The organism is Lactobacillus ultunensis DSM 16047 (assembly GCF_001436305.1).
GTDB classification, from domain to species: domain Bacteria; phylum Bacillota; class Bacilli; order Lactobacillales; family Lactobacillaceae; genus Lactobacillus; species Lactobacillus ultunensis.
On record NZ_AZFO01000029.1, the window covers coordinates 1 to 26,795 of the forward strand.

Below are 26,795 nucleotides of genomic sequence, written 5' to 3' on the forward strand. Positions count from 1 at the left end.
TACTTGACTTTACGTAGAAAAAAAGTGGGCTTAAAGCCCACATATAAATCTATACACCAAAATATTTTCCCATATTAGGTTGAGATTTAGCACCTTGCCAATTTGAATCATATTCTTGAGTATCCTTAAGGGCACTCTTTAATATTCTCATACCCCTACTTTCTTCAATACTATTATCTTTATCAGCTGGGAACATCATTAGTTGTTTATCTATTTGTAAATTATCTATTTCTTCCCAAAGATCTTTATTTTTTAGATCTTTATTTTTTCTTCTATTTGCCTTATCGTTAAAGCAATTATCAAAGTATTGTTGATCGGTTGTATATACCTTAACTGTGTTTTGAGGGCCAATATTCTTACATGCTTTCAAAGCTTCTATAACTGCTTTTAATTGCATTCTTGGAGTAGTAGTTTTACTATCAACTACTTCGCACTTTAATTCGGTATGATTTACGGTACGTAGGTAATAACACCAAAAACCTAATTTAACGTCTCCCTTTTCAGGAAAATTACTTACCACGCCTCTTGTATAAATTGTATAAGCCATGTTGGCCTCCATATATATCTAGAAAAACATACTTTACTACAGTTTTATTATATCACTCGTGCACACAAAAAAGCGGGCTTTAAGCCCGTCATTACAACATGCATTCTATCCTTAAAAACTTTAACATGCACACTATTTAACCCATGTACAAAAATTATTTCTTTTCTTACTCTAAATTGAACTTCAACTCTTATTTAATCAATCTTTCAAGTAAGTTATTATCTGAATTATCTTAAAAAGTTTTACCACTGCACACAAAATATTGCTTATAAACCGCGTCATTATAGTATTCTTAGCATTCTCAAAATTTTTTTCATGCACACAGTCAAAAACGTGTGCAGAATCATGTGCTTCATTTACTTTAATTCAAAAAAATAAAGCTTCATTNCATTTATCTTCACAAAACGCTGATAAACAAAGCTTTATAACACTAAATGAATCTTTATAGTGCTGAATGCCAGAGTCGAACTGGCGACCTTCTCTTTACGAGGGAGATGCTCTACCAACTGAGCTAATTCAGCATCTTTTTTACAACACTTGAATTATACCAAAACTAACGACTCCGTGCAATTGAGAAAAAAAGACGTTGTCCTCTCAGACAGCGTCTTCTTAAGATTATTTCCAATCAAGGCATAAACCTTGTTGATGTAATTCTTCTGGCAACTCATCACGATCAGTTTCATGATTATTGAGCTTAGCGCCAGTAATTTGCTTAGTAAATGAATCAATTCTACGGTTAGAATTCCGTAAATCATAATAAGTAGTAACCACTTGATCATAGTTCTTTAAGTCTTTTACATCAAAGTCTTTATTATATGAACCTTCAAAACAAGTAAATTCAAGTGGCAAACGTGGTTTTAATTGTGGCTTTTGATCAGGTACACCCACTTGTATCCCCAACACTGGGAAAGTCAACTCAGGTAAATCCAATGTTTTCAACATCTTCAATGGATGATCATTCACCGTGCCAAGAGGTACATACCCTAATCCCATGCTTTCTACCGCATTAGCTACATTTTGAAAGGCTAAAAGCGTATCTTCCATTGCTTGGAAAAAGATATCTGTCGTATGAACTCGACCATCATCCTTGCCCAATTGCTTTCTAATCTGTTGATTACGATACAAATCAACGATAAAAATGAACAAGTCGCCCTCTGCTCCAACATACTTTTGATTGCACAATTCTTGAATCTTCTTTTTCTGATCAGGATCAGTTATATGGAGCAGACTAGCGTTTTGCATAAACATGCTAGTTGCCGTATGTTGAAAGACTGTGTATAAAGTTGTGAGTTGATCTTTAGTCAAAGTTTGATCTTTAAACTTTCTAATAGACTTATGATTAACTTGTTGATCAATGGTTGAATTATGAATCATTTTCTATTGCTTCTTTCTTACTATTTATTAGTAAATCTATTATAACAGATATTTGTTGTTAAAAAAGTGGTATAGACAAAAAATAAGGGTTCGGGGAAATTTCTTCCCAGAGCCCTTATTATGGTTTAATTTACTAATTAAACAGTAACAAAGCATTTGAAATAAAGTTAATCTTGAAAATTATTTTATTGACGTGGCTGTCCAGAATATATTCCAAATCCAGCTGTTACCTGAATATTTTGACCAGTAATTGATTTTGCATCATCACTGGCTAAAAAATACGCCATTTTTGCAATGTCATTTGGCTCTACGATATGTCCTAAGGGACTCGCATTATTAAATGATTGAATAACTTCTTTTGAATTTTTTTGAAACATCGATGTATTAGTAGGTCCAGGAACAATATTATTGACACGAATTCCATATTTTCCATAATCAAGTGCCATTGAACGAGTTAAATTAACTACCGCACCCTTAGCTGCACTATATGCAGCCATATTATAATCTCCATATAATCCAGAAACAGATGCAGTATTAAGAATAACTCCTCGTCTCATAGTCATCATTCGAGGAACGAAAGCCTTCGTCATCAAAAATATTGACTTAACATCAATATTCATTACACGTTCCCACGTACTTTCTTTTAATTCATGTAAAGCACCTGAAGCAAATATACCTGCATTGTTCACAATCACATCAACTGAATCAAAAATTTTAAACACATTTTTAGCTAACTGATCAACAGACTTTGCATCAGAAACATCAACTTTCATAAAAATAACTTTACTGTTTGGAAATTTATTCTGTAATTCAATTGCTTTCTGTGTACCTACTTCTTCATTGAAATCTGCCATAACAACATTCCAGTTATGTTTTAAAAACTCTTTTGTATCACTTAATCCCATTCCAGAAGCAGCACCAGTGATTATTACATTCTTATTCATTGGATTCACCTAAAATATTTAAGATTTCTTTCGTAGACATTTTAGTCGCAATATTATTCATTGCATAATTCATAGCCACATTTTGCCATTCATCGTTGATAGTCGCAGTGCCATCTGTAACAATTGTTACATTATAGCCATAATCTGCGGCATCTCTGGCAGTATGCTCAACTGCCATATTTGTCCATACACCTGTAATAATGACGTTAGTAATACCTAAATTTTTAAGTAAAATATCCAACTGAGTACCATTAAATGCACTCATTCTTGTTCTTTTTAAAACGAAATCCTCTGGTGAAATGTCAATTCCATCAACAGTAGCGGCTCCCCAACTATCTTCTACAACACTACCAATCTTGGTAATACTTTTAAAGATTGGTGCATTTATTCCCACTCCTGCTGCATGTTTTTTAACCACAAATTGATTATGAAATACTGGTATATTATTTTTATGTGCTGCATTGATTAAAGAACTGATATGCTCTACAACATGTTGCTTTTGAGCATGTTCAACTGCCCCACTTTTTTCAGACTTTCCACCGATTGATATATTATCATTTTGCATATCAATTACTAATAAAGCTGTTTTGTCTTTTTCTAACATAAGATACCTCATTAATTCAACAAATTCATTTCTATTTCAGTACTTACTCTCCCCATCTCTTTAGCAAGACGTTTGATGTTACATCGCTTTAATTCATCCATCGTTCCAGATAAACCTAGTACTGCTACAGCATATCCATTTTTCATTAGTGGTACGGCTAAACACCGAAAGTTTATCTCTTTTTCTTCATCATCTAAAGCAAAACCTTGTTGACGAATAATATGAAGCGAATGCTTAATATCAATCACATCAGTCAAAGTATATTTAGTTTTTTTCAAAAAAGGTTTCTTTTGCAATATTTGATTTTGATGTTCTTTAGGCAAAAATGCTAAGGCGCATTTTCCCATCGCTGTCGTATTAATTGGCATTTTTTCTCCTAAGCGATCAAAATCCTGATAATGTTTTACGGAAGGAACAACCTGTGTAATCACAATGTTATTAGCAAAAATAATGCCAACATAAGCACTTAAATTATATTTTTCAACTAATGGCTTTAGCATTGGTACAACAGTCCAATTTAAGCGTTGTAAATCCATTGCTAAAACTGGGGAGTTGCTTAAATAGTATTTATTATTCTTTCTGTTAATAAAATTTAATTCAGTCAAAGAATAAAGTAGTCTAAATGCTGTAGTTTTAGATAAATGCAAATCATTCATTACTTGAGTAAGACTTACCTGCTTTTTTTGATTGATTAAATTTATAACTTTTTTGGCTTTCACCAACGTTGAAAGGAGATATTTTTGATCATCCATGGATTTCATTCCTTTCGAAAGGTAGTATACATACTACGATAATTTAAAAAAACAAATTTCAAAAAGTTTCAAATAATGAAACTAGGATAATAACTATTTCACTTAGACAAAAAAGGCTCTGGAAAATATCTTTCCAGAGTCCTTGATTAATTCTATTCTTTATTTTTCATTTTCAAGCTTGTTAATCGCAGTTTCAACTAATGCGTATGCTTGTTGTGCCTGATTCTTAGCTTGAACATATTCATTTAAATTATCATCGCCATTAGTCAAAACACGAGCAAAAGCAATTTGTTCAGCCATCAAAAAGTTGAATAATGAATCCCACTTCTTGTCTGCAAACTTGATCTCCTTTGCAGAAATCTTAGGCATCAATTCACGAGTCTTGTTAAATGAGTTTTCCAAAATTTGTTCATCTGCATCAGTCAATTCACGTACATTAGAAGCTTGGTGAATTTGGTGTACCTTTAACAATTCTTTTAGCAAAGTACGAGATTGTGCATCCTTAGAAACAGATTGATTAATTTTAAGCGTCATTTTTTATCTCTTTTCTTCTTTTTCAGTCTATTATACCAAATTCTCTTTAACCATTTGCTTAACGCAACGCTTCATTTCTTTAATATCTAAAACACTATAAGCAAATTCTTTCCGAAGAAGATCTTTTGGTAAATATTGATCATACTTATCAATCCCTGGCACTTCATTTGGATAAACTAATTCTAGCGGATCAAAATCCTTGGCTGCTTCTTCACCAATAATGCGCCAAAAATCTTGTTCATCTGCATCCATGGCAAAATACATAAAATATGGTCTGGATGAGTTAAATCCGCGAATATTCAACTGCTTACCACATTTGATCTTAATCAGACGTTCCAATGCTAAGAATGCATATGTACCAGTCCATGGAAACAGACACCACATGTTGCCACCTAATTTAATCAAGTTTTTCTTAGGCAAACCAGCAAGCGCTGCTGTATCACGAGCTTGTGTCAACCTTGCTTTAGCATTTTGCATCAGATAAGGATACATTGTTTTCTCACTAAGTACCTTTTTCATCCTTTGCAAAATCTTAGGCTGGATATCGCCTGGAACATCCCCAAAGAAGGCCGGAATTCTTCCTTTTACTTCATGACAATATACTTGATGCCGCTTAATATCAACATCTTCAACTACCCAGACACGACCAGCAATCGCAATTTTATCTCCCACAGGAGGCGGCTTAACTATTGTCCCTAATTCTTCGCTGCCAGCATGCACACTGAATTCTTCATTTTCTTGGAAAACAGCATAAAACTTAAAGTTATTCACAACTTTTTCACCAGCAAGGCCAACAATCAAACCACCATTCTCAGTCCATTCAATATGATCAGTTTTAAGCAGATGCTTAAGTAAAACTTTGTAGTCTTCCTGACTCACATTGTGAAAGTATGACAGCGTCAACACGCGAGAAGCTAGTTCTGCCGGTGTCATTTCACCACTTGAAGCCAACGTGCTCATGGTCTGATGATAGAGCAAACTATATGGCAAACGGTTAGGTTCTGGTGGTTCTACCCATTTTTCTTCTGCATACAATTGAACTAAAGCTATTCCTTGCAGTAATGGCCATGGAATTAATTCTGGTAACATCGCCCGTGATTCTGGATGTTCTTCACGCATCACAAAATGCATTTCCGGTGGATTGCCACGTCGACCAGTCCGTCCCATTCTTTGCAAAAAGCCAGACACTGTAAACGGGGCATCAATCTGAAAAGCAGATTCTAGTTGACCAATATCAATCCCAAGCTCCAACGTAGCCGTGGCACAAGTTGTCATATAAACATCGTCATCTTTCATCGCTGCCTCTGCTGTTTCGCGCAAAGCTGGCGACAAATTTCCATGGTGAATCATGAACCGATCCGGCTCATGGTTATAGGCACAATATGCCCTTAATTCCTGACATACGGCTTCACATTCTTCACGACTATTGGTAAAAACAAGACATTTTTTGCCCCGTGTATGTTCAAAAATATAACCAATGCCAGGGTCGGCCAATTCTGGAGCTTTATCTGTCTTCGGTTCTACTTTGCTAGGATCAAAGTCTTTAGAACTGGCCTGAGGATCAGTCTTGTAAAAATGTTCCATTGATAAATGCCAGATTTGCGGCGTATTTTGCACCTTTGGTGCGACAGTTTTTCGACTAGAACCCGCACCTAAAAACTTGCTGGCATCTGTTAAATTACCAATCGTAGCAGAAAGGCCAATCCTACGTGGATTAACATTAGCTAATTTAGACAAACGTTCAATCAGACAAAAAGTTTGCCCTCCACGATCGCTTCTCAAAAAAGAGTGCAGCTCATCAACAACGATATATTTTAGTCCACCAAATAAATGAGGAATATCCATGTGCTTATTGATCATGAAACTCTCTAGTGATTCCGGCGTAATTTGCAGGATACCAGAGGGATGCTTCAACAATTTGCGTTTTTGTGTTTGAGCAACATCGCCATGCCACCGCCAAACTGGGATATCCACATCTGTGCATAAGTCAGTCAAACGATCATACTGATCATTAATTAATGCTTTTAAGGGTGCAATATACAGTACTTTAACTGAATCCTGCGGTTCATTATAAATATCCGACAAAATTGGAAAAAAGGCTGCTTCTGTTTTCCCCGAGGCAGTTGATGCGGACAATAAAACATTGTGATCAGTGTTGAAGATTTCTTCAGCCGCTGCTACTTGAATTGGGCGCAAATTTTGCCAACCATGTTCATAAATGTAATCTTGAATAAATGGCGCATAATGTGAAAAAACGTCCATATTTTATTTCCTTAAATCTTAAATTCAGTGTAATCTTTTTCTTTATTATCTGAAACAGCTTCCGATTTAGTATAACTAAACTTATCCGAATTAAGCAGATCCGTAATCTTAGTATCAGGATTTTGCCATACAATGTCGAGCAGTTCAATAAAGTCACGAATAATTTCACGTGGCGTAATATTCGTATCAGCACCAACACGAGCATATTCAATCTTAATAAATTGGGCTAAATCGTCGTCAGTAATCGTCCGCTGATAACCATATAAATTAGCATGCATATCAGCTAATTTTTCAGTCAGCACCATCATTTCTTCCGCAGTTAATGGTTCAAGCTTAATTACAGGAGCATACATATCTCGAGCTCCTTCTTGAGCAAACTTGCCGGAAGCTAATCTGCTGCGCAGCGCTTCGTATGAATAAACGCCACGGCGACGATCTTCAATAGCTTGAGGAGTACCACACATGATGATGCCTAAGTATTTGGCCTTCCCCTGCAACGTATCGTTATACATGGTTAAAATCTTTTCATAGTTGTATTGTCGACTAATGGCATTCGGAATCTTATAAATATTAACTAGCTCATCGATCATAATCATTAAGCCAGCATATCCAGCTTGTCTAAAGAAGGTTGCAAACAGCTTCATATATTCATACCAATCACTATCAGAAATGATGATATCAACGCCAAGTTCTTTCTTAGCCTCAGTTTTATGACTATATTCTCCTCTAAACCACTTAACAACCTTAGCTTTAGTTTCATCATCACCACTCATATAGGCGTGATAATACATGCTCAATAATTTAGCAAAATCAAAACCATGAACTAGTTCATTTAATGACGAAATTACACCATAGATTTTTTGATCGACTTCCTTTTCAAAACGCGGATCATCGCTATTAATACCTTCAGTAGCCACCTGAGTTTGTACAGAATTAATCCAGCGATCCAAAATCAAAGTTAAGGCGCCACCTTCTGGTCTGGTTTTAGTAGACAAATTCTGAATCAATTCCTGATAGGTTGCTAAGCCTTGGCCTTTGGAACCTTGCAACCGTCTTTCTGGTGATAAATCGCCATCGACTACGACGAAATTTTTATCCATTACATAATTGCGAATCGTCTGCAATAAAAAGCTTTTTCCAGAACCATAGCGACCAACAATAAAACGGAAGCTTGCACCGCCTTCTTGAATAACATCAACATCATGCAAGAGTGCTTCAATTTCAGCCTTACGTCCTACTGTGATATATGGCAAGCCAATACGAGGTACTACCCCACCTTTTAATGAATTTAAAACAGTTTGCGCAATTCTCTTTGGTACTTTTCTTTTCTGTGGCATTTTATCATCCCTTTAAAAACATATCTTCTAAATCATCTTGATAATCTTCAATAATTTGTGGCTGATCGTTCTCATCAAACTCGATCACAGAATCACCGATCTCATCCATTAGTTTTTCATTAATACTATCAACCAAAATCGAAGCCATTAAGTGATGTTGCTTAAGATAAGCTTGCCATGGCTTCTTTTCAAGCAAAGCTATCAGCAAGAACATTTCATTTTGATCCAGTCCATACTCATTTTCTGAACTAATTTCATCTTGATCTCTATTCTCAATCTCTTGCTTAACTACAGGCTTAGATTCTTCTTGTTCTAATTCTTTTTCTTCATCCGTCAGTAAGCTTTCTCGCGTAGCAGAAGCATTAGCTCTAATTTTATCTAAATCAGAAAAGTCGATCTTAATTTGATTAATCTTAGCTCGTTTCTCTTGTTCTTGATAATTAATAATTCCTTGATCAATTGCCTTCAAGACTGCCTGGTCAATAAAGCGAGGTTTGATTGGTCGACCTAATTTTAACTTCTCTCGAGCAACTCTATCTAATTCATGCAAAAAAGTATTCAAATTTGTCTTTTGTCTTTTAACTGCTTCATCATACCGAATAGACCAGAACGGATTGTAATTATTAGGTAAATATGCATATTTACGTACTGCATCTATTTCCTGATCTTGTACCTTAACATTTCGCGGATAAAAGACAGCATTGAAGAATACCTTTTTTTGACTCGTTTTGGTTTTAGCAATAAATGTGCTGTAATAAGCAATCCCATATTTTTTAGCATTCAGTAATTCGCGCCAAACACATTGCAGAATCTGGATAAACTTCTCTTTATTTTGACATATTACTTTAGAGGAATTCCAATACGATGTTTTTTGAGCAAATACTTCTGCTAGTTCTTTAGCTGAAAATTGTTCAGGATGCCGTAATACTAAATAATCATGATCTTCTTGAATTTCTTTGTCAAAGTTTTGCTTAATTGCCTCTGAACCAAGGTTATAAAACAAAACATATTCCTTTAACCAATCATCTAGATAAGAAGCAATTGATAAATCGAACTTTTCCACATATTTATGCTTAAACTCTAGCAGCTTATCATATCCTTCTTGCGGATCTTTAACACCCAAGTTATTGAGCAGTTCATAGATGTACACATAAGCATAAGAGGTGCTTGTTCTGCGATAGTCTCCTTTGCGCAACTTAGTTCGCCAGGTAAAGTAACTTCTAAGCTGCCCCACATTCATGTCATGATAAGTTGGATAAAAATACTTGAAAGTAAAAAATTTAGGATAATTATCCTCATAATCAGCCATAAAACGGCCTTGGACATAGAAGTTCTTTCCTCTACCTTTCGTTGGCAAAATGCTGTAATCATACATTTCCAACATCTTTCGAATCTTGTCGGGAACTTCACCATGCTTATTCTTTTTAATCAAATTAGGTCGCGGTTTGATCGGTTGCGCCTTATACTTTTCTTCCACCTTGCTCCCTGGAATATATAAGAACTGATCTTGAGACACATTAGTCTGTTTATCATTCATCGCCAATTTAAAAGCATAATCTAGTGCCTTCCTAATTGCATTGTCATTGCGTGGATTGCCCAACATTATGCCTACCCAGTCAGCATCCCTCATTCTAATCGGATCCATAAAACCTGGTAAATCACGAATTGTCCCAGCAAAAGATCCACAATTCATTTCTAACATGGCAGCACTTGATTCACCAGAATTTTTAAAGCGAGAAAGCATAGCAAAATAGCCGCTATCTACTGGTGACATTAATACATAAACACTAGTTGACCCCGGAATAGCGGGTTCAAACTTCAAGCCATATTTCGCATAAACATATTTAAATAGCTGATTTGAATCCATTTCGTTTTCCTTTTTCGTACGTATGTTCTAATTATAACATCTATTTATTTTTTAGTCCTTACTAAGTCCGCAGAATAAGTATGTATTTTTTATGTTCATAAAGATATCATTTTTATATTTGTGTGGTTATGAACAAACAATTATGGTACTATAGTTTATGTAAGTGAATGAAAGCGTTTTAATTTAGCTTCCTAGAGAGGACAAAATCTTAATATGAGTACAAAAGAACGTTATTCTCAAGACGAACTTAGAAAAGCAAACCCTATGTTTAGCCGCACTCGTGCAACTATCGAAAGTGCATTTTACGGCAACAACGTACATGAAGTAACCAGTGTGGCTGAAGCTTATAACTTAGCCAAGAAGCAATCAGGCGTTATTGTTACTGATTTGCCAATTCTCCACACTAAAGAATTAGGCTTGCCTTATGGTGCAACCCAACTGGTTTACAACCACGGTAAGATCTTAGGTAGAACTGCTAGTGCTCGTCACTTTGTTGACAATCCTAACGAAGATGCAGAAGCCTTAGATGGTAATTTACGTGAAGATATTTATAAGGGTCATGAACAAAAGTATTTAAAGGCTACTGTTTTAGTAGGTCTTGACCCATCATTTACTGTTAAGGCTCACATCATGATGCCAGAAGATCAAGCTTTCAACTTGCTTTCATACATTTTGAACTTCCACTTCTTTGATGAAGAAGCACAAAAGATGTACGCAAAATCTAAGTTCTACGATGAACCAGACATCTACTTCTACTTCGATCCAAACGTTCAAGATGAAGATTATCCAAAGGGTTTGGGCGTATTTGATGCTCCACATAACTGTGCTGCTGTATTTAACTTACGTTACTTCGGTGAACTTAAGAAGGGTACCTTAACTCTTGCTTGGGCTATCGCTCACCGTCACGGTTACACTGCATGTCACGGTGGTGAAAAGTCATTCCACTTTGACGACAAAGACGACAAGACATTTGCATTCTACGGCTTGTCAGGTTCAGGTAAGTCAACCTTGACTCACGAAATGTACGATGGCAAATACGACATAACTGTTCTTCACGACGATGCATTTATTATTTCACGTGAAGATGGTTCATCTGTAGCTCTTGAACCTTCATACTTCGATAAGACTCACGACTATCCAGCAGGTCACCATGAAACTAAGTACTACACCACTATTATGAACTGTGACGTAACGTTAGACTCAAATGGTAAGAAAGTTATTGTTACTGAAGACTTACGTAACAACAACGGTCGTGTTATCAAGACCCGTTACACTAGTCCTCACCGTGTAGACTTTGAAAAGTCACCAATTACTGCTTTGTTCTGGATTATGAAGGATGGTTCATTGCCTCCAATCATTAAAATTGACGACCCAGTATTGGCAACTACTATGGGTTGTACTTTAGCAACCAAGAGAACTTCTGCAGAAAACTTGCCAAAGGGCTTCGATATGAACACTTTGGTTATTGAACCATTCGCAGACCCATTCCGTGCTTACCCTGTATCAGGCGACTACACAGACTTCAAGGAATTGTTCACTAAACGTGGTGCATCTTGCTACAGCTTGAACACTGACGCATTCATGGGCAAGGATATTCCAAAGGAAGTTACTAAGAAGTTGATCGAAGACTTGGCTAACGGCAACATTAAGGACAGCGACTTCAAGCCATTCGGTAACTTCAAGGGTGTCAGCTACTTACCAATTGACGGTTACGAAGTTCACCTTGAAGATCCAGAATATCAAAAGACTCTTGCTAAGAGAATGCAAGATCGTTTGAACTGGCTCAACAAGTACGACAAGGAACACCCAGAAACTCCAATTCAAGACGAAGCTAAGAAGACTCTGGAAGCTATTATCAAAGAATTAAGCTAATAAGATATTTATTGCATATAATTAAACCATGATTTCTTAATGACGAAAAGACGAGAGCTTAAATCAGCTCTCGTCTCTTTTGTTTTATTTTTCAATATAATCTCTTGCTGCTGTAAGCACGTTCATCTTACCATGAATAGTTAGGTATTCTTTAGCTTCGTCAAAGGTTACCCACTTATCCGCAAGAATTTCTTCCTTCTGAGTAACTACTTTCTGACCTGGAACATACTCTGCTAGGAAGAATGTCACCGTCTTAGACTTAGTATCTGTTAATGCATAATGTGTTTTGCGTACAAAGTTAAAATCAAATTTGGGCTTTAAGCCAACTTCCTCAAAAACTTCACGTTTAGCCGCTTCCTGCGCATCTTCGTTGTTTTCAAGGTGTCCTTTAGGAAAGCCCCAATTATGATTGATTACACTCTGAACAATCAAGTATTCCAATTGTCCATCAGCACGTTTTCTGTAAATAACTGCACCTGCAGAATGTTCCATAATCATTTTTATCACCCAACCTTTGTAATTGAAACAATTATTAAATATTTATTAATAAAAGTCAAGAAATAAAAAAACTGACCAGATCAAGTAAAGATCTAGTCAGCCTTATGTGCAGACGAAATTGTAAAGTTTTTATAGAATATTTTAGGTTACTTCTTTAAGTTCTTTTCGCAGTATTCCTTGACCTTATCGCTATCAGCCTTAAGCATCCACTCACAAGCTGCTTCAGTCTTCATAGTGTCATGATCATTAGCTTCCATTTCGTGGTTCCAAATAGCATCACGAATAGGTTCATGATTGTCCTTTGCCCAATCAAACACTTGATCCATGTGACGATCAATCATAGCTGTTTCTTCAATTTCTTTTGCATCTGCCATAATTAAAAGCTTCCTTTCTGATAACAACTATATTGTAGTTCCATTAGTTGAAACTGTTAACAGAAAACGCTTATTTTATTAATATTCTAATTTTTGCCATTAACGGCTTCATCAGCTTTATTGATGATTGTTACTGCGTTCAAGCTTCTTGGATAACCAATAAATGGTACGTTTTGTTCAACAATCTTCATTAAGAATTCTTTATCATTACCCAATTTAATATTAGCTTGAGCATGTGCCAAAAGTTGAGGTTCACATCCACCCTGAGCAGCAATATAACAAAAGGTAACCATCTCACGATCGTTATCGTTTAGTCCTTTTCTGGTGTAGTAATCACCAAAGCAATTATCAACTAACCACTTATTAATGGTTCCTTTCTTAGCAAAGTCTTTCATTTGTGGACCAAATAGACGAATTTGCGTCTCTTCGCCTTTTTCAAGACGATTGTCCATAGTAGTTGTGGCCTGACCTTCAAGTGGGAGTTTTACGCCACGACTAAGCAAGATATCATTTGTTGCTTTGAAGAATGGAAAAACTCTGCCCATGCCTAAATAATCGACAGCTTGATAGAGTACTTCTTTAGCTTCAACTGGACTTACTCCGTTATCAAGGGCTACAGGAAGCATCACTTTATACTCATCTACAGCTTGCATCCCTAAAAGATAAGCTAACGTAGACAACATCTTGGTTCGATCGGGCAAGTCTACATCTGCTTGTACTTCATCAAAGGCAAAATGATTAATTCTTTCCAAAGCTTCAGGATCAGTTTTTTCTAATAAGTTTGCATGTGCATTTTGTGCATCTTTTTTAATTGACATATTGCTTTTCCTTTCTAAAACGGCTATCTTCACCATCTATTTAAATACAGCTATTTAGAAAAGAAAAATATCAATTTGCTATCCTTAGAAATAACTTTCGCTTATGCTAACGTAGCACAATTAGTTAATCTTACGACATCTCGAGCAATCATTAATTCTTCATTAGTTGGAATTATCATTACTTGAATCTTCGAATCAGGTTTAGTGATAAATTTTTGACCATTAGTCTCATTTGCTTCATAATCCGGATCTACACCCATGTACTTGAAGGAATCCATAATTGCCTTACGCATGCCTACATCGCCTTCACCAACGCCAGCAGTGAGCACAATAGCATCTACGCCACCCATTTCAGCTATGAATGAACCGATATAACGAACTATTCTATTTAAGAAAATCTTGCGAGCCAGAATTGCACGTGGTTTCTTATTATATTTCAAGTCACGCATATCTGATGAAATACCTGAGATACCTAGCAAACCTGATTTCTGATTTAAGACATCAATCATTTCATCCATTGACATGCCAGTCTTATGCATCAAGTGCTGCAATAGTGAAGGATCAACATCCCCTGAACGAGTTCCCATCGTGATACCTGACAATGGACTAAATCCCATTGAAGTGTCATAGGACTTACCATTCTTGACAGCAGTTATTGAAGCACCATTTCCTAGGTGGCAAATAATCAGTTTGGACTCACTAAGATCTTCATGCATCATCTTAGCTGCTTCCAAAGTTACATAATGAACAGATGTACCGTGAGCACCATATTTACGGGCACGATATTTTTCATAATATTCATAAGGAATGGAATACAAGTAATGAACAGGATCAAGTGTTTCATGAAACGAAGTATCAAACACAGCAACTTGTGGCACCTTAGGCAAAACATGCATAAATGCTTCAATTCCTCGTGCTTCTGGTGGATTATGCAATGGGGCAAAATCTGACAAATCAAGTATCTTTTGTAATTTATTTTTATCAATTACGGTTGAATCTTTGAAATATTCACCACCATTAACTACTCGATGACCTACGCCAACAATCTCATTCAAACTCTTTAAAACGTGGTATTTCTGCAGGTCCTTAATTAATATGCTAACTGCAGCTTCCTGATCAGGAATGGCAATTTCCTTAGTATACTTTGTACCATCAGCCAAAGTAATGGAAAAGGTAGAATCTTCTAGTCCAATTCGATCGCCCATCCCCTTAGCAATCACTTTTTCATCTGGAAATGAAAACAACTTGAACTTAAATGAAGAACTCCCTGAATTTACTGCCAAAACCTTTTTCATAAACTAAATCCCCCGATTCATTTAGTTATATTTTTCACAAGTGAATTGTCATTTATTAGTATAGCTCTTTAATTTTGTAATTAAAATGTTTTTATGAAAATAATTTCATTAGCCACAAGTATTGATTTATCAATACATTTTAAAAACTGCTGCTTGATCAAATAGTTTCTTAAAAAAGATCTTTCAATAGTAAAAATACTAATTTATATATTTTAAATATTTAAAATAATGCACCATATTTGCTCATTTTTTAACAAATAAGCATTAAAAATATCCTCAGAATCAACTGACTCTGAGGATATTTCTTTCAATCTTAATTTTTATTCAACAGTAACACTCTTAGCTAAGTTACGTGGCTTATCAACATCTAATCCCTTATCTTTAGAAGCATAGTAAGCCAAAAGTTGTGCTGGTACAACTGTCAATAAAGCTGACATGTAGTAATTGATTTCTGGTAAGACGATATCGTCGCCCTCTTCTGCAAAATCTTTACCCACAATCTTAATAACACTTGCACCACGAGATACAACTTCTTGAATATTGCCACGAGTAAGATCTGCAGTAACTGGGTCATTAATCAAAGCAACGACTGGGGTGCCTTTTTCAATTAATGAAATTGTACCGTGCTTAAGTTCTGCCGCTGCAAAACCTTCAGTTTGAATGTAAGATACTTCTTTTAACTTCAAAGCAGCTTCAAGTGCAACTGCATAATCCATACCACGACCAATGTAAAAGGCATTTCTTGACTTGACTAAGTACTTGTCTGCAAGCTTCTTAAGTTTTTCTTTGCCATCTACTAATTGTTGGATGCCTTCTGCAGCCATAGCCAAGTCTTTACGTAAGTCCCAGTTTTTAGCTTCTTTATTACCTAATCTCTCACCTAATACTTTAGCAAGAACAGCTTGTAAAGCAACTTGAGCAGTGTAAGCCTTAGTTGAAGCAACAGCAATTTCAGGACCAGCACCTAAAAGCATGGTATAAGTTGCTTCACGAGAAAGAGTTGAACCAGCTACGTTAGTCATAGTCAAACTTGGGATGCCACGTTTATTAGTTTCTTTCAAAACAACACGTGAATCTGCAGTTTCACCTGATTGAGTCAAGAAGATAAAGAATGGATGCTTGCTCATCATTGGGAAGTGATAACCAGCTTCAGAAGCAAGACCTACTTCAGTTGGGATGCCAGTGTAGTGTTCAAAGATAATCTTTCCAACAAGACCTGCATGATAACTAGTACCTGCAGCAAAGATGTAAAGACGATCTGCCTTAGAAATAGCATCAATAATCTTAGAATCTACCTTAGGTTGACCATCATTATCCAAGTAGTTTTGAGATAAATGACGCATAACGCCAGGTTGTTCATCGATTTCTTTAAGCATGTAGAATTCGTAAGCACCTTTTGAAGCTGCATTAGGATCAATATCTAAGACATGAGGTTCACGATCAACTTTCTTGCCATCAATAGTTTCAATAGTGTAAGAATCCTTAGTGATGTCACCTACGTCGCCATCTTGTAAGTCAACAAAAGTCTTAGTTTGGTCAAGCACTGAAATAGCATCTGAAGCAATAATGTTAAAACCATCACCAATACCTAACATCATTGGAGACTTGTTCTTAGCAATAAAGACGTGATCTGGTTCAGTATTATCTACAAGTAAAAATGCATATGAACCCTTTACAAGCTTCAAAGCTTCCTTAAATGCAGAAAAGCCATCCAAGTTCTTGTCACGAGCAATCTTACCAACTAATTGAACTACAACTTCAGTATCAGTATCTGAATGGAATTTAACCCCTTGTAAGTACTTTTCCTTTAATTCAGCGTAATTTTCAATCACACCGTTGTGAACTAAGTAAAAGCGCTTAGCTTCATCAAAATGAGGGTGAGCGTTGTCAACGGTTGGCTTACCATGGGTTGCCCAGCGCGTATGACCAATTCCTACTAAACCTTGTTCATCTGGAGTTAACTTTTCTTTTAAGTTAGAAATACGGCCAACAGCCTTAGTTAAATATTCATGACCCTGCAAGTCATTTAAGTAGATACCAGCTGAATCATATCCACGGTATTCCAAGTTAGTTAATCCATTTAAAATAATATTTCTTGCAGGCTTACCTACAACTCCGACAATTCCGCACATAAACTTTTTCTCCTTTTGGTCTAGTTCAATATTCTTATAGTGGACTAGTTTAAATTCATTGTTACAGTAGTAATAATATTCTTTTTTAGCAAAGCGGTCAAGTACAAATCATCGAAATTGGTATAATATATAATTTAACTTTTTGTATAAAAAATAGCTATCAGTTTCTCAACTGATAGCCATTTTTTAATAATCACTTATTTACTTGTTGATCGAAATATCTTTACCCTCATAGCTATCTCTCATCAATTGAGCAATTTCACTAATAAGTGGAGCTGATGGGTTAGTTACAGTGTTTTGATCACCGTATGCTTCAACAGCTAATTGATCGACTTTCTTTTCAAAGTCGTTCTGATCAACGCCATAGTCCTTATAAGCCATCTTAATACCAACTGATTGAGCCAAATCAATAATCTTTTGAACTAATCCTTCGATTAATTCTTCCTTGCTTGAACCAGTTAAACCAATAGCCTTAGCAATATCTGCATAGTCTTTATCAGCACGGTAAACAGAGTAATGAGGCCACATAGCAAGCTTTTCTGGACGCTTAGAATTGAAGCGGATAACTTGTGGTAAAGCAATAGCATCACTTACACCACTTGGAATATCAAAGGTTGAACCTACAGTGTGGGCAATTGAGTGTTCCAAACCAAGGAATGCGTTTGAGTAAGCCATACCTGCAATAGTAGCGGCATCGTGCATTTGCTTACGAGCAGCAAGATCGCCATCGTAAGAGTTCTTTAAGTTGGCAAAAATGATTTTAATAGCTTCAAGTGACCAACCACGAGTAAAGTCAGTAGCCATTGTTGAAACATAACTTTCAATTGCGTGGCCCAATGCTTCAAAACCTGACCAAGCAATTAAACGCTTAGGCATTTCTTGAACAAATTGATCGTCAACAATTGAAACATCTGGAGTTAAAGCATAATCACATAAAGTGTGCTTAATACCAGTCTTAGCATCGCTAATTACAGCAATGGGTGAAACTTCTGAACCAGTACCTGAAGTAGTTGGAATACATACAAGTTCAACACCATTAATCTTTGGGAAGCGAACTACTCTTTTTCTGATATCCAAAAACTTTTGGTAAGCTTCCTCAAATTTCATATCTGGGTTTTCATAGAACAAACGCATTACCTTAGCGGCATCCATTACTGAACCACCACCGATGGCGATAACAACATCTGGCTTAAAGATGTTCATTCTGTGAACACCGTCTTTGATTACATCAGTGTTAGGATCAAGGGTTACAGCCTTAAATACTTCGTATTCCTTTTGACCACGACGCTTTGAAATAATATCAGTAATTTCATCAGCAAAGCCTTGGTCAGCTACACCTTCATCAGTTACGATGAAGAAACGGTTAACGTTTGGCATATGACGTAAATAGTTAGCAGCGTTGTGTTCGAAGTAAGTCTTTGATGGAACCTTTACCCATTGCATGTTGTCGCGACGCATTGCAACAGTTTTGATGTTAAGCAAGTCTCTAGCACCAATGTTGTGTGAGAAGGTGTTAGCACCATATGAACCAGTACCCAAAGTAAGTGATGGCAACATATTGTTGTAAAGGTCACCAATACCACCAAGAGCAGCTGGAGAGTTAACCAAGATACGGCAAGCATCCATCTTCATAGCAAATTCATCGATTACTTTCTTGTCGCTTGAGTGAAGTCCAGCAGTGTGACCACGACCACCGTAGTTAAGAAGTTCAGTACAAATTCTGAACGCATCATCGTGATCTTTAGCACGATATAAAGTAAATACTGGTGAAAGTTTTTCAGCTGAAAGTGGGAATTTTCTACCAACACCCTTGTATTCAGCAACGATAACTTTAGTAGTCTTTGGAACATCGACACCACAAAGCTTAGCAATATCGTAAGCTGACTTACCAGCTACAGGACCTGCAACAGTACCACGTCTTGGGTCAATAAAGTGTTCTTCGAACTTCTTAATTTCTTCCTTGTTTAAGAAGTAGCAATTCCACTTCTTAAATTCTTCCTTAACACGGTCATAAATCTCAGTATCTACAACAACTGAGTTTTCGGAAGCACAAACCATACCATTATCAAAGTTCTTTGATAAAACAATGTCGTAAACGGCACGGTCAATGTTAGCTGATTTTTCAATATAAGATGGACCGTTACCAGGACCAACACCAATGGCAGGCTTACCTGATGAATAAGCAGCCTTTACCATACCAGGACCACCAGTGGCCAAAATAGTTTGAACGCCAGGGTTATTCATCAAGTCAGTAGTAGCATCTAAGCTTGGTTCTTCAATCCATTGAACAGCATCTGCTGGTGCACCAGCAGCAACAGCAGCAGCACGAATAATTTTACCAGTTTCTACACAACATTTTTGAGCTTGTGGGTGGAAGCCGAAGATAATTGTATTTCTCGTCTTCAAAGCAAGCATAGCTTTAAAAATAACAGTTGAGGTTGGATTAGTTACTGGAGTAACACCAGCAATAACACCTTTAGGTTCAGCAATCTTGGTTAAACCTAATTCTTTGTCTTCATCAATTACGCCAACAGTCTTTTCATGACGTAAACTATTCCAAATATTTTCACTAGCGTACATGTTCTTAGTAGTTTTGTCTTCTACCACACCACGCTTAGTTTCTTCAACGGCCATTTTAGCCAATGGATAAGCATTTTGTTCACCGGCAGTAGCAACTGCTTCACAGATCTTATCAACTTGTTCTTGTGTGAAGTTAGCCATTTGGTCTAATGCGACATGTGATTTCTTTACTAAGTTATCTACCATGTCGTAAATTTGCTTTTTCTTTTCTTCCTCTGTAAGAGTCTCTTTTTGTTGTGTCTTAGCCATTACTTATTACCTCTAAGATCTACTAATTCTTGTGAACTAATTTACAATGTCAACTATAGCACAATACTAACAAATGTAAATGTTTTAATTTATGATAAGTCAAGTTAACAATCTTTTTAGAGCATTTATATTTTTGATTTTGCGCCAATGAAAGCGCTTGTTAAATTATTTGTTTGTGAATTAACAAACTTATAATCACATGGTTTTTATAGATTTTTTAAATTTATCGGTTAAAGCTGGTGCAACTTCTTAACAATGATAAAATATTAAGTATATATGAAAATATGGGGGGACTTATATGAATGAGAAAAAATCGCAGACCGATTCCGGCTATAAAAGAACCCTAAGCAATGCACATATTCAATTAATTGCTTTAGGTGGGACAATTGGAACCGGGCTTTTTCTAGGGGTTGGTGACAGTATTCACCGCGCCGGTCCTAGCGTTATTCTGATTTATATCATTGTAGGTATTTTCCTATTCTTGCTTATGCGGGCTTTAGGCGAAATGATTATGTCTGACCTTCATAAACACACTTACATTGATTTTATTGAGCAATATCTCGGTAAAAACATTGGCTTTATTACCGGATATCTTTATTGGATCAGTTGGATTACTTTAGGAATGGCAGAAACAACTGCCTTAGGAATTTATTTTGAATATTGGTTTCCAAGTTTAAAGCCATGGATTCCAGGATTAATTACAATTGCTGTTTTGTTGATCATTAATTTAATTTCAGCTCGTGTTTTTGGTAATTTGGAATTCAGTTTTGCCATTATCAAAATCGTGACAGTAGTTGCTTTTGTTTTATTGATCGTCTATCTATTAATTACTGGTGGTAAAACATCATTTGGCCCTGTCACCTTTGCCAACTTAGATGATCATGGTGGTTTCTTTGCTAGAGGTACCAAAGGATTTTTGCAAGGTTTCCAAATGGTTATCTTTAGTTTTATTGGGGTTGAGCTCATTGGTTTAACTGCTGCGGAAGCCCAAAATCCTAAAACCACTTTAAAGCGAGCAATTAATCAGTTGCCAGTTCGTATCATCTTATTTTATGTAATGGCAATCTTGGGCATTTTACTAGTAATCCCTTGGTCAAAGGTATCAACTAATTCTAGTCCATTTGTACAAGCACTCGGTGCTACTGGTATTAGAAATGCCAGTTCAATTATCAACTTTGTTGTAATTTCAGCTGCAGTTTCATCAACTAATAGCTTTCTATATAGTGCTGGTCGTCTTCTTTTTTCTGTCACTTATGGTGGTCAGGGAAAATGGAATCAAACTTTTGGACACCTGTCCAGAAGACAATTGCCACAAAATGCCTTAAACTTATCCGCTCTATTAATGGCATGTGCACCTGTTATTACCTTAGTTATCGGCGATCAAGCCTTCAACTTTATTTCTTCCACTTCAACTAGTATGTTTTTAATCATCTGGTGTTTGATGGTTTTAACCCATATTTCCTTTAGAAGAAAAACGCCTGACACTGAATTAAATGATTTCAAGATGCCAGGTTTCCCATATGTGGATTATTTAATTTTATTCTTCTTTGTTCTAATGATTATTTTGCTTTTAATCTTACCAAGCTATCGTATTCCTATGATTGCCGCCATCATCACTTTCATAGTTTTATACATCATTTCTAAAGTTTGGCACAACGAAAAAACAGCATAACTAGAGCCGCAAACTATTGCGGCTTTTTTTTAATCTTCAATTTTCTTAATGACTTTTGCAGGTACACCAGCCACTACTGTATTAGCCGGAACGTTTTTGCTTACGACAGCTCCCGCAGCAACCACAGCATTTTCACCTACAGTAACACCCGGCAAAATCGTTGCCTTAGCCCCAATCCAAGCATTTTTCTTAATTACTACTGGTTTTAACTGTAGCTCTTTTCGATGCTCTGGTTTTAACTGATGATTTACTGAAATCAGATATGCACCCGGTCCAATTAAGGCATCATCCTCAATGGTAATACCACCTAAGTCAACCATCATTACATTAGCATTAATAAAAACACGCTCACCTAGTTTAATATTACGTCCATAATCGGAGTAAAATGGCACTCTAATTTCAGTACTAGAAGGAACCGATCGTCCTGTAATTTCGCTAATAAGTTGACGTACTTCACAACTGCAATGACGTTGTGTATCTAAATTTTGTAAAAGTCGCTGATTCTGTGCAATTATTTGTTCGGTTAACTTTTTATCACTTGCATCCATTTTAAACTCTCCTTTTTCTTGCTCAAATCAAGTTTAAAAGGTAAGCTAAGCAATGTAAAAAGCTTATTAAGTATCAAATATTATAACTATTTTTTATGGTAAAAAAGATGGAATTACGAGTTTTAAACTATTTTGTTGCTACAGCAGAAGAATTAAACATGACAAGAGCAGCCCAAAAACTGTTAGTTTCGCAACCAGCTCTATCAAGACAAATTGCGGATTTAGAAGATGAACTAGGAGTCAAATTATTCAACCGACAGCCTCGTCATCTAACTTTAACACCAGCTGGACAATATTTATTAGAACAAGCCAAGGAGATTTTAGTCTTAACTGCTAAAACCAAGAGCAATCTTCAATCCTCTGCTGTAATTAGCGGAGATTTAACTATTGCAGCCGGGGAAAGTTATGCAATGCAAAGAATTATGGATATTTTGAGTAATATCATTCAAGACTACCCTACTGTAAAAATTCATATTTTAAGTGGCGATTATGAATTTGCGGAAAAAAAGCTTAATATCGGTACAGTTGATTTTGCGGTGATCATTGGTAATCTTAACCTTTCCAATTATGCATCCCTCCAACTGCCTGAAAAAGATGTCTGGGGCGTTCTGATGCCAGAAGATGATCCTTTAACCAAAAAAGATATGATTACCCCAGCTGATTTAATTAGTAGAAATATTCTTAATTCACAGCAAGCTGACCACATGCACTACTTTGATAACTGGTTTGGCAATTACAAAGATCAAGTAAACTTCATTGGTACAGTTAATTTAAACTTTAACGGAACCTTGATGGTTAAAAATAAAGCCGCCTTAATGCTAACCTTAGATAAACTAGCTAATGTCTCCAAAGGTTCAGGTCTAGCCTTTAGACCTGTTACTCCATCAATGAAAGAACCTATCACTGTGATTTGGAAGCATGGCACTAATCTATCGCCAGTCGCTGAACTATTTTTGAATCGTCTGCAAGCGTCTGTTTCCGATGACTAAAAAAAGACTCAAGATCAAAATGATCTTGAGTCTTTTTCGTTTAACTTTTATTTTTTCTTACGAGTGAAACGTTGTTTTAATTGTTGCCATAAGCCTAATGCTTTACGCATATGATCAGCTGGTACGTATTTTCTAATAGCACGCAACACCTTTTTAGGATCACGAGCTGCAAAAATAAACTTACCATTTGACTTAGTTCTAATTTCAAATCTTGGGATATAGCGTCCATTAAAATGCACGTCTGCAACTACATAAGTTACTTCTTTCCAAGGAATTTGAACATAGTCTTCAACATTTCGTTCGTTATAGAATTCAAAAGCTCTGTCGCCAATCATAATTTTACCGTATGATGCAATTCCTCTAAACCAGGTAGCATCTACTGTAAGATCGACTTTCGTATTAATTGATTTAGCCATTTTTTATTAAAGAATGTGCCATACGTGGAACAGAACACCAACAACGAAGATACCAATGATGATCCAGATTGGTGAAACTTTCTTCTTCAATAACCACATACATAAGAAGGTCAAAAGAAGACCAGCTAAACCTGGAATTAATTGGTCCAAGTTATCTTGCAAGGTAGTAACCTTGGTGCTTGATAATGCTTTACCATTACCCATGTTCCATTCAGTAAGAGCTTGTTGAATACTTTTACCACCTGAAGGAATTTTATCCCATTCGATGTAACCACCTTTTTGAATAGGGGTTTTAGAAACGATAGGTGTAAACTTGATGTTTACCCAACGTTCAATCAAGGCACCCAAAACGAACATACCCATCATTGAAGCACCACGGGTAACTTTTTGAAGCATACCACCTGACATATCGTTGGTGATAGCTGAACCAGCCTTGTAACCAAATTCTTGTGTGTACCATAAGAAAGCAATTCTGATGATGTTCCAGATAACGAAGAATAAGATAGGACCCATTACGTTACCTGAGATAGCCATTGATGCACCTAAGGCACCAACAATTGGACGAACAGTGTACCAGAATACAGGGTCACCAACACCGGCTAAAGGTCCCATCATACCAACCTTAACACCTTGGATAGCATCGTCAGTAACTTCAGCACCATTAGCTTTATCTTCTTCCAAAGCCAAGGTAACACCAAGAACAGGTGAAGCTAAGTATGGGTGAGTGTTAAAGAATACTAAGTGTCTTTGTAAAGCAGCAGACAAGTCTTTCTTGTTTGGGTATAACTTTCTCAATGCAGGAATCAATGAGTAAGCGTAACCACCGTTCTGCATTCTTTCATAGTTCCATGAACCCTGAAGGAATTGTGAGTGCCACATAACGTTAAAACGGTCATGCTTGGTTAATTTAATTTTCTTATCAGCCATTGTATAAATCCTCCTCTATGCGTTCATTTTAATAATCATCAATGATATCGCCGAGTGGATCGCCGGTACCGGCATCGCCAGAGTTGTTTGAACCTCCGCCGTTACCACCCTTAGCTTCAAGAGCTAAGTACATCAAAGCCATTGAAAGGCCGATAGCACCAAGGGCGATCAAAGTTAAGTCCTTGATAGCAGCTAAAGCAAAACCAACTGCGAAGAATGGCCATACTTCCTTGCTTGCCATCATGTTGATAACCATAGCATAACCAACAGCTACAACCATGGCACCACCAATAGTCATACCTTCGTTTAACCATTGTGGCATCATTGCAAGCCAGCTTCTAACAGTGCCTGAAGGAATAGCTAAAAGAAGTGCAGCTGGGATAGCAATTCTCAAACCTTGCAAACATACAGCAATCCATTGCCATACGTTAATCATGCGCCAACTACCCTTTTTAGCTTCAGCATCCATGATGTGAACGATAGCAGTTGAAATAGTACGTACAATCATAGTTAAGAACAAACCAGCAACAGCCAAAGGAATAGCAATACCAGTAGCAGTACCGATACCTTTAATTCCTTGACCACCTTCAACCAAGATAATAGCTGAAGCTACTGAAGCCAAAGCGGCATCTGGTGCAACAGCGGCACCAATGTTTGCCCAACCTAAGGCGATCATTTGTAATTGACCACCCAAAATAACACCTAAGTCCAAGTGACCGGTTACTAAACCGATCAAAGTACATGCAACTAATGGTTGGTGGAATTGCCATTCATCCAAGATACCTTCCATACCTGCAAGAAAGGCAACAAACACAACCAAAATCATTTGTATAGCGTTCATTTCTTTACTCCTAATTTATTATTTCTTTTGCTCGTCAAGTAAGTTTTGAGCCTTCTTCAAGATAGCATCCATATTACCTGCCTGATCTGAAGGAACCTTTCTAACATCAAACTTAACGCCTAATTTTTCGAGTTCGCGGAAAGTGTCAACATCTTTTTGGTTCATAGACAAAACGTTGTTTGCGTTAACGTCGCCTTCCTTGTAAGACATTGAACCAACATTGATTGTCTTAAGATCAATGCCACCCTTGATAGCTCTCAAAACATCTTCTGGATTTTCAAACAAAAGAAGTGCATGAGTATTACCAAATCTTGGGTCCTTAGCGATCTCTTCCATTTTCTTCAATGGAACGGTGTGTGCCTTGACACCTGCTGGTGCAGCTTCACGAATCATACTCTTACGTAATTCGTCTTTAGCTACACTATCTGAAACAACAATTACTCGATCTGGCTTCATTGCTGGAATCCATCCAGTTGCTACCTGACCGTGAAGTAAACGTGAGTCAATTCTAGCTAAAACGTACTTGATATGACCATCGCCAATAACAGTACCTTCTGGAATTGACTTCTTACCGCCTTCAGCTGGAGCTGCGTTCTTAGCTACAGCAGGAGCTGCTGACTTAGGCATCAAATCTGCTGGCTTAGTCTTAATACCATCCTTAGCAGGTTCTACAACTGCAGTTGCAATTTGATGTGCAGTAGCTTTAGCATTCATCATACGTTCAGTTAAAGCCTGAACTACCATTGGTAAATTCATACCAGCTACAATTGCCCATTTTTCATGTTTTTCAGCAAGACCATTTGCTTGGTTAAATGGTGTACCACCCCATAAGTCAACCAAGAACAAAACTTCTTCTTGGTCATCAAATGAAGCAATTGCTTTTTCCATTTTGCCACGAATGTCATCTGGGCCTTCATCAGGCTTTAAGATAACATGTGCAAAATTATTTTGTTCGCCGAAAAGCATTTGCGCAGATTGTGCAATACCATCGGCAAAGCCACCATGGCTGGCTAAAACAATTCCTACCATGTAATTTCCTCCTCTAGATCAAAAAAAATGAATCCGCTTTTATTATACGATAAATACTCACTTTTACAAAGCACTTTTTGAAATTAATTTCATTTATTGAAAGCATTTTCTGAAAACAAGCAAAATCCATGTGTCTCAAGGAGTTTACGAGAAATTGGTCTAATGAAAAAACACCCTTTTTGCATCAAGCAAAGGGTATTTCTGAAACTTTGGTTTCCTATTATAATGTGTATCTATAAATTAATTAAATATTCCAGATTGTTTTCAACAAAAATTCGACTATCTAATTTTACTATTTAAATAACACACCACGCAAAAAGGAGACCTTCCTGGC

Annotated in this window: 23 protein-coding genes and 1 tRNA gene; 3 read left to right on the forward strand and 21 right to left on the reverse strand. The window is 36.6% G+C overall.

The genetic code is table 11. The features are described from left to right. Positions 1-49: 49 nt before the first annotated feature. The 10 genes from FC57_RS08135 to FC57_RS08180 form a co-directional block, all read right to left on the reverse strand. A complete protein-coding gene (locus FC57_RS08135) occupies positions 50-547 on the reverse strand; it encodes an RNase H family protein (protein ID WP_148449523.1) in 498 nt (165 codons plus the stop codon). A 448-nt stretch (positions 548-995) separates the two neighbouring features. After that, positions 996-1,068: transfer RNA gene (locus FC57_RS08140), tRNA-Thr, on the reverse strand. A 94-nt stretch (positions 1,069-1,162) separates the two neighbouring features. Next, a complete protein-coding gene (locus tag FC57_RS08145; protein ID WP_007125021.1) occupies positions 1,163-1,921 on the reverse strand; it encodes an NADPH-dependent oxidoreductase in 759 nt (252 codons plus the stop codon). Between the two features lie 185 nt (positions 1,922-2,106). Beyond that, complete coding sequence (locus FC57_RS08150; protein ID WP_007125020.1) at positions 2,107-2,865, reverse strand: SDR family NAD(P)-dependent oxidoreductase; 759 nt, start codon at positions 2,863-2,865, stop codon at positions 2,107-2,109. Further along, positions 2,858-3,469, reverse strand: a complete 612-nt coding sequence (locus FC57_RS08155; RefSeq protein ID WP_148449522.1) for a cysteine hydrolase family protein — start codon at positions 3,467-3,469, stop codon at positions 2,858-2,860. The genes FC57_RS08150 and FC57_RS08155 overlap by 8 nt, the downstream gene beginning before the upstream one ends. Positions 3,470-3,480: 11 nt before the next feature. Continuing rightward, positions 3,481-4,221 carry an IclR family transcriptional regulator gene (locus FC57_RS08160; RefSeq protein ID WP_007125018.1) on the reverse strand — a complete coding sequence of 247 codons (741 nt, stop codon included), beginning with the start codon at positions 4,219-4,221 and terminating at the stop codon, positions 3,481-3,483. 159 nt (positions 4,222-4,380) lie between these two features. Then, positions 4,381-4,755, reverse strand: coding sequence for a hypothetical protein (locus tag FC57_RS08165; protein ID WP_007125017.1), 375 nt, complete (start codon positions 4,753-4,755; stop codon positions 4,381-4,383). A gap of 30 nt (positions 4,756-4,785) precedes the next feature. After that, positions 4,786-7,017 carry a DEAD/DEAH box helicase gene (locus tag FC57_RS08170; protein WP_007125016.1) on the reverse strand — a complete coding sequence of 744 codons (2,232 nt, stop codon included), beginning with the start codon at positions 7,015-7,017 and terminating at the stop codon, positions 4,786-4,788. A gap of 11 nt (positions 7,018-7,028) precedes the next feature. Continuing rightward, positions 7,029-8,354 carry an ATP-binding protein gene (locus FC57_RS08175; RefSeq protein ID WP_007125015.1) on the reverse strand — a complete coding sequence of 442 codons (1,326 nt, stop codon included), beginning with the start codon at positions 8,352-8,354 and terminating at the stop codon, positions 7,029-7,031. A 4-nt stretch (positions 8,355-8,358) separates the two neighbouring features. Next, the gene (locus tag FC57_RS08180) at positions 8,359-10,221 is read right to left on the reverse strand and encodes a TerB N-terminal domain-containing protein (protein ID WP_007125014.1); all 1,863 of its coding nucleotides are present in this window, start codon (positions 10,219-10,221) and stop codon (positions 8,359-8,361) included. A 213-nt stretch (positions 10,222-10,434) separates the two neighbouring features. On the opposite strand from FC57_RS08180, the gene FC57_RS08185 reads away from it, so the two are divergent. Beyond that, positions 10,435-12,093: a phosphoenolpyruvate carboxykinase (ATP) gene (locus tag FC57_RS08185; protein WP_007125013.1), complete on the forward strand. Its 1,659-nt coding sequence runs from the start codon at positions 10,435-10,437 to the stop codon at positions 12,091-12,093. Between the two features lie 84 nt (positions 12,094-12,177). On the opposite strand, the gene FC57_RS08190 is transcribed toward FC57_RS08185, so the two are convergent. The 6 genes from FC57_RS08190 to adhE all read right to left on the reverse strand — a co-directional run bounded on the left by FC57_RS08190 (position 12,178) and on the right by adhE (position 20,039). Further along, entirely contained in the window at positions 12,178-12,591 is a 414-nt protein-coding gene (locus FC57_RS08190) for a bis(5'-nucleosyl)-tetraphosphatase (protein ID WP_007125012.1), read from the reverse strand. A 146-nt stretch (positions 12,592-12,737) separates the two neighbouring features. Then, positions 12,738-12,965 carry a P8 family protein gene (locus FC57_RS08195; protein WP_007125011.1) on the reverse strand — a complete coding sequence of 76 codons (228 nt, stop codon included), beginning with the start codon at positions 12,963-12,965 and terminating at the stop codon, positions 12,738-12,740. An 86-nt stretch (positions 12,966-13,051) separates the two neighbouring features. Beyond that, positions 13,052-13,783: a carboxymuconolactone decarboxylase family protein gene (locus FC57_RS08200; protein WP_040529286.1), complete on the reverse strand. Its 732-nt coding sequence runs from the start codon at positions 13,781-13,783 to the stop codon at positions 13,052-13,054. A 101-nt stretch (positions 13,784-13,884) separates the two neighbouring features. After that, a complete protein-coding gene (locus FC57_RS08205; RefSeq protein ID WP_007125009.1) occupies positions 13,885-15,078 on the reverse strand; it encodes an acetate/propionate family kinase in 1,194 nt (397 codons plus the stop codon). Positions 15,079-15,398: 320 nt separating this feature from the next. After that, positions 15,399-17,210 (reverse strand): glutamine--fructose-6-phosphate transaminase (isomerizing), encoded by a 1,812-nt coding sequence (glmS, locus tag FC57_RS08210; protein ID WP_007125008.1) that lies wholly within the window; start codon positions 17,208-17,210, stop codon positions 15,399-15,401. Between the two features lie 201 nt (positions 17,211-17,411). After that, positions 17,412-20,039: a bifunctional acetaldehyde-CoA/alcohol dehydrogenase gene (adhE, locus tag FC57_RS08215; protein ID WP_007125007.1), complete on the reverse strand. Its 2,628-nt coding sequence runs from the start codon at positions 20,037-20,039 to the stop codon at positions 17,412-17,414. Positions 20,040-20,337: 298 nt separating this feature from the next. Between adhE and FC57_RS08220 the strand changes: the two genes are divergently transcribed. Beyond that, entirely contained in the window at positions 20,338-21,711 is a 1,374-nt protein-coding gene (locus tag FC57_RS08220) for an amino acid permease (RefSeq protein WP_007125006.1), read from the forward strand. Positions 21,712-21,740: 29 nt separating this feature from the next. On the opposite strand, the gene FC57_RS08225 is transcribed toward FC57_RS08220, so the two are convergent. Continuing rightward, the gene (locus tag FC57_RS08225) at positions 21,741-22,259 is read right to left on the reverse strand and encodes a DapH/DapD/GlmU-related protein (protein WP_007125005.1); all 519 of its coding nucleotides are present in this window, start codon (positions 22,257-22,259) and stop codon (positions 21,741-21,743) included. A 107-nt stretch (positions 22,260-22,366) separates the two neighbouring features. On the opposite strand from FC57_RS08225, the gene FC57_RS08230 reads away from it, so the two are divergent. Further along, positions 22,367-23,248 (forward strand): LysR family transcriptional regulator, encoded by an 882-nt coding sequence (locus tag FC57_RS08230; RefSeq protein WP_081445811.1) that lies wholly within the window; start codon positions 22,367-22,369, stop codon positions 23,246-23,248. 47 nt (positions 23,249-23,295) lie between these two features. Here the strand turns inward: FC57_RS08230 and FC57_RS08235 are convergent, their stop codons facing one another. Genes FC57_RS08235 through FC57_RS08250 form a run of 4 tightly spaced genes read right to left on the reverse strand, consistent with a single transcriptional unit; the run spans position 23,296 to position 26,461 of the window. Continuing rightward, positions 23,296-23,664: a DUF956 family protein gene (locus FC57_RS08235; RefSeq protein WP_007125003.1), complete on the reverse strand. Its 369-nt coding sequence runs from the start codon at positions 23,662-23,664 to the stop codon at positions 23,296-23,298. A gap of 6 nt (positions 23,665-23,670) precedes the next feature. After that, positions 23,671-24,591, reverse strand: a complete 921-nt coding sequence (locus FC57_RS08240) for a PTS system mannose/fructose/sorbose family transporter subunit IID (protein WP_007125002.1) — start codon at positions 24,589-24,591, stop codon at positions 23,671-23,673. A gap of 28 nt (positions 24,592-24,619) precedes the next feature. Continuing rightward, positions 24,620-25,432 (reverse strand): PTS mannose/fructose/sorbose transporter subunit IIC, encoded by an 813-nt coding sequence (locus FC57_RS08245; protein ID WP_007125001.1) that lies wholly within the window; start codon positions 25,430-25,432, stop codon positions 24,620-24,622. An 18-nt stretch (positions 25,433-25,450) separates the two neighbouring features. Then, entirely contained in the window at positions 25,451-26,461 is a 1,011-nt protein-coding gene (locus FC57_RS08250; protein ID WP_007125000.1) for a mannose/fructose/sorbose PTS transporter subunit IIA, read from the reverse strand. Between the last annotated feature and the right edge of the window lie 334 nt (positions 26,462-26,795).

Bases quoted from the DNA above. Each gene is read 5' to 3' on its own strand.
- FC57_RS08170 (WP_007125016.1), bottom strand. From the start codon at position 7,017: ATGGACGTTTTTTCACATTATGCGCCATTTATTCAAGATTACATTTAT.
- FC57_RS08205 (WP_007125009.1), bottom strand. From the start codon at position 15,078: ATGAAAAAGGTTTTGGCAGTAAATTCAGGGAGTTCTTCATTTAAGTTC.
- FC57_RS08230 (WP_081445811.1), top strand. From the start codon at position 22,367: ATGGAATTACGAGTTTTAAACTATTTTGTTGCTACAGCAGAAGAATTA.
- FC57_RS08195 (WP_007125011.1), bottom strand. From the start codon at position 12,965: ATGGCAGATGCAAAAGAAATTGAAGAAACAGCTATGATTGATCGTCAC.
- FC57_RS08150 (WP_007125020.1), bottom strand. From the start codon at position 2,865: ATGAATAAGAATGTAATAATCACTGGTGCTGCTTCTGGAATGGGATTA.
- FC57_RS08240 (WP_007125002.1), bottom strand. From the start codon at position 24,591: ATGGCTGATAAGAAAATTAAATTAACCAAGCATGACCGTTTTAACGTT.
- FC57_RS08245 (WP_007125001.1), bottom strand. From the start codon at position 25,432: ATGAACGCTATACAAATGATTTTGGTTGTGTTTGTTGCCTTTCTTGCA.
- glmS (WP_007125008.1), bottom strand. From the start codon at position 17,210: ATGTGCGGAATTGTCGGAGTTGTAGGTAAGCCTGCAAGAAATATTATT.
- FC57_RS08225 (WP_007125005.1), bottom strand. From the start codon at position 22,259: ATGGATGCAAGTGATAAAAAGTTAACCGAACAAATAATTGCACAGAAT.
- FC57_RS08155 (WP_148449522.1), bottom strand. From the start codon at position 3,469: ATGTTAGAAAAAGACAAAACAGCTTTATTAGTAATTGATATGCAAAAT.
- FC57_RS08175 (WP_007125015.1), bottom strand. From the start codon at position 8,354: ATGCCACAGAAAAGAAAAGTACCAAAGAGAATTGCGCAAACTGTTTTA.
- FC57_RS08165 (WP_007125017.1), bottom strand. From the start codon at position 4,755: ATGACGCTTAAAATTAATCAATCTGTTTCTAAGGATGCACAATCTCGT.
- FC57_RS08235 (WP_007125003.1), bottom strand. From the start codon at position 23,664: ATGGCTAAATCAATTAATACGAAAGTCGATCTTACAGTAGATGCTACC.
- FC57_RS08190 (WP_007125012.1), bottom strand. From the start codon at position 12,591: ATGATTATGGAACATTCTGCAGGTGCAGTTATTTACAGAAAACGTGCT.
- FC57_RS08185 (WP_007125013.1), top strand. From the start codon at position 10,435: ATGAGTACAAAAGAACGTTATTCTCAAGACGAACTTAGAAAAGCAAAC.
- FC57_RS08135 (WP_148449523.1), bottom strand. From the start codon at position 547: ATGGCTTATACAATTTATACAAGAGGCGTGGTAAGTAATTTTCCTGAA.
- FC57_RS08145 (WP_007125021.1), bottom strand. From the start codon at position 1,921: ATGATTCATAATTCAACCATTGATCAACAAGTTAATCATAAGTCTATT.
- adhE (WP_007125007.1), bottom strand. From the start codon at position 20,039: ATGGCTAAGACACAACAAAAAGAGACTCTTACAGAGGAAGAAAAGAAA.
- FC57_RS08160 (WP_007125018.1), bottom strand. From the start codon at position 4,221: ATGGATGATCAAAAATATCTCCTTTCAACGTTGGTGAAAGCCAAAAAA.
- FC57_RS08200 (WP_040529286.1), bottom strand. From the start codon at position 13,783: ATGTCAATTAAAAAAGATGCACAAAATGCACATGCAAACTTATTAGAA.
- FC57_RS08180 (WP_007125014.1), bottom strand. From the start codon at position 10,221: ATGGATTCAAATCAGCTATTTAAATATGTTTATGCGAAATATGGCTTG.
- FC57_RS08220 (WP_007125006.1), top strand. From the start codon at position 20,338: ATGAATGAGAAAAAATCGCAGACCGATTCCGGCTATAAAAGAACCCTA.
- FC57_RS08250 (WP_007125000.1), bottom strand. From the start codon at position 26,461: ATGGTAGGAATTGTTTTAGCCAGCCATGGTGGCTTTGCCGATGGTATT.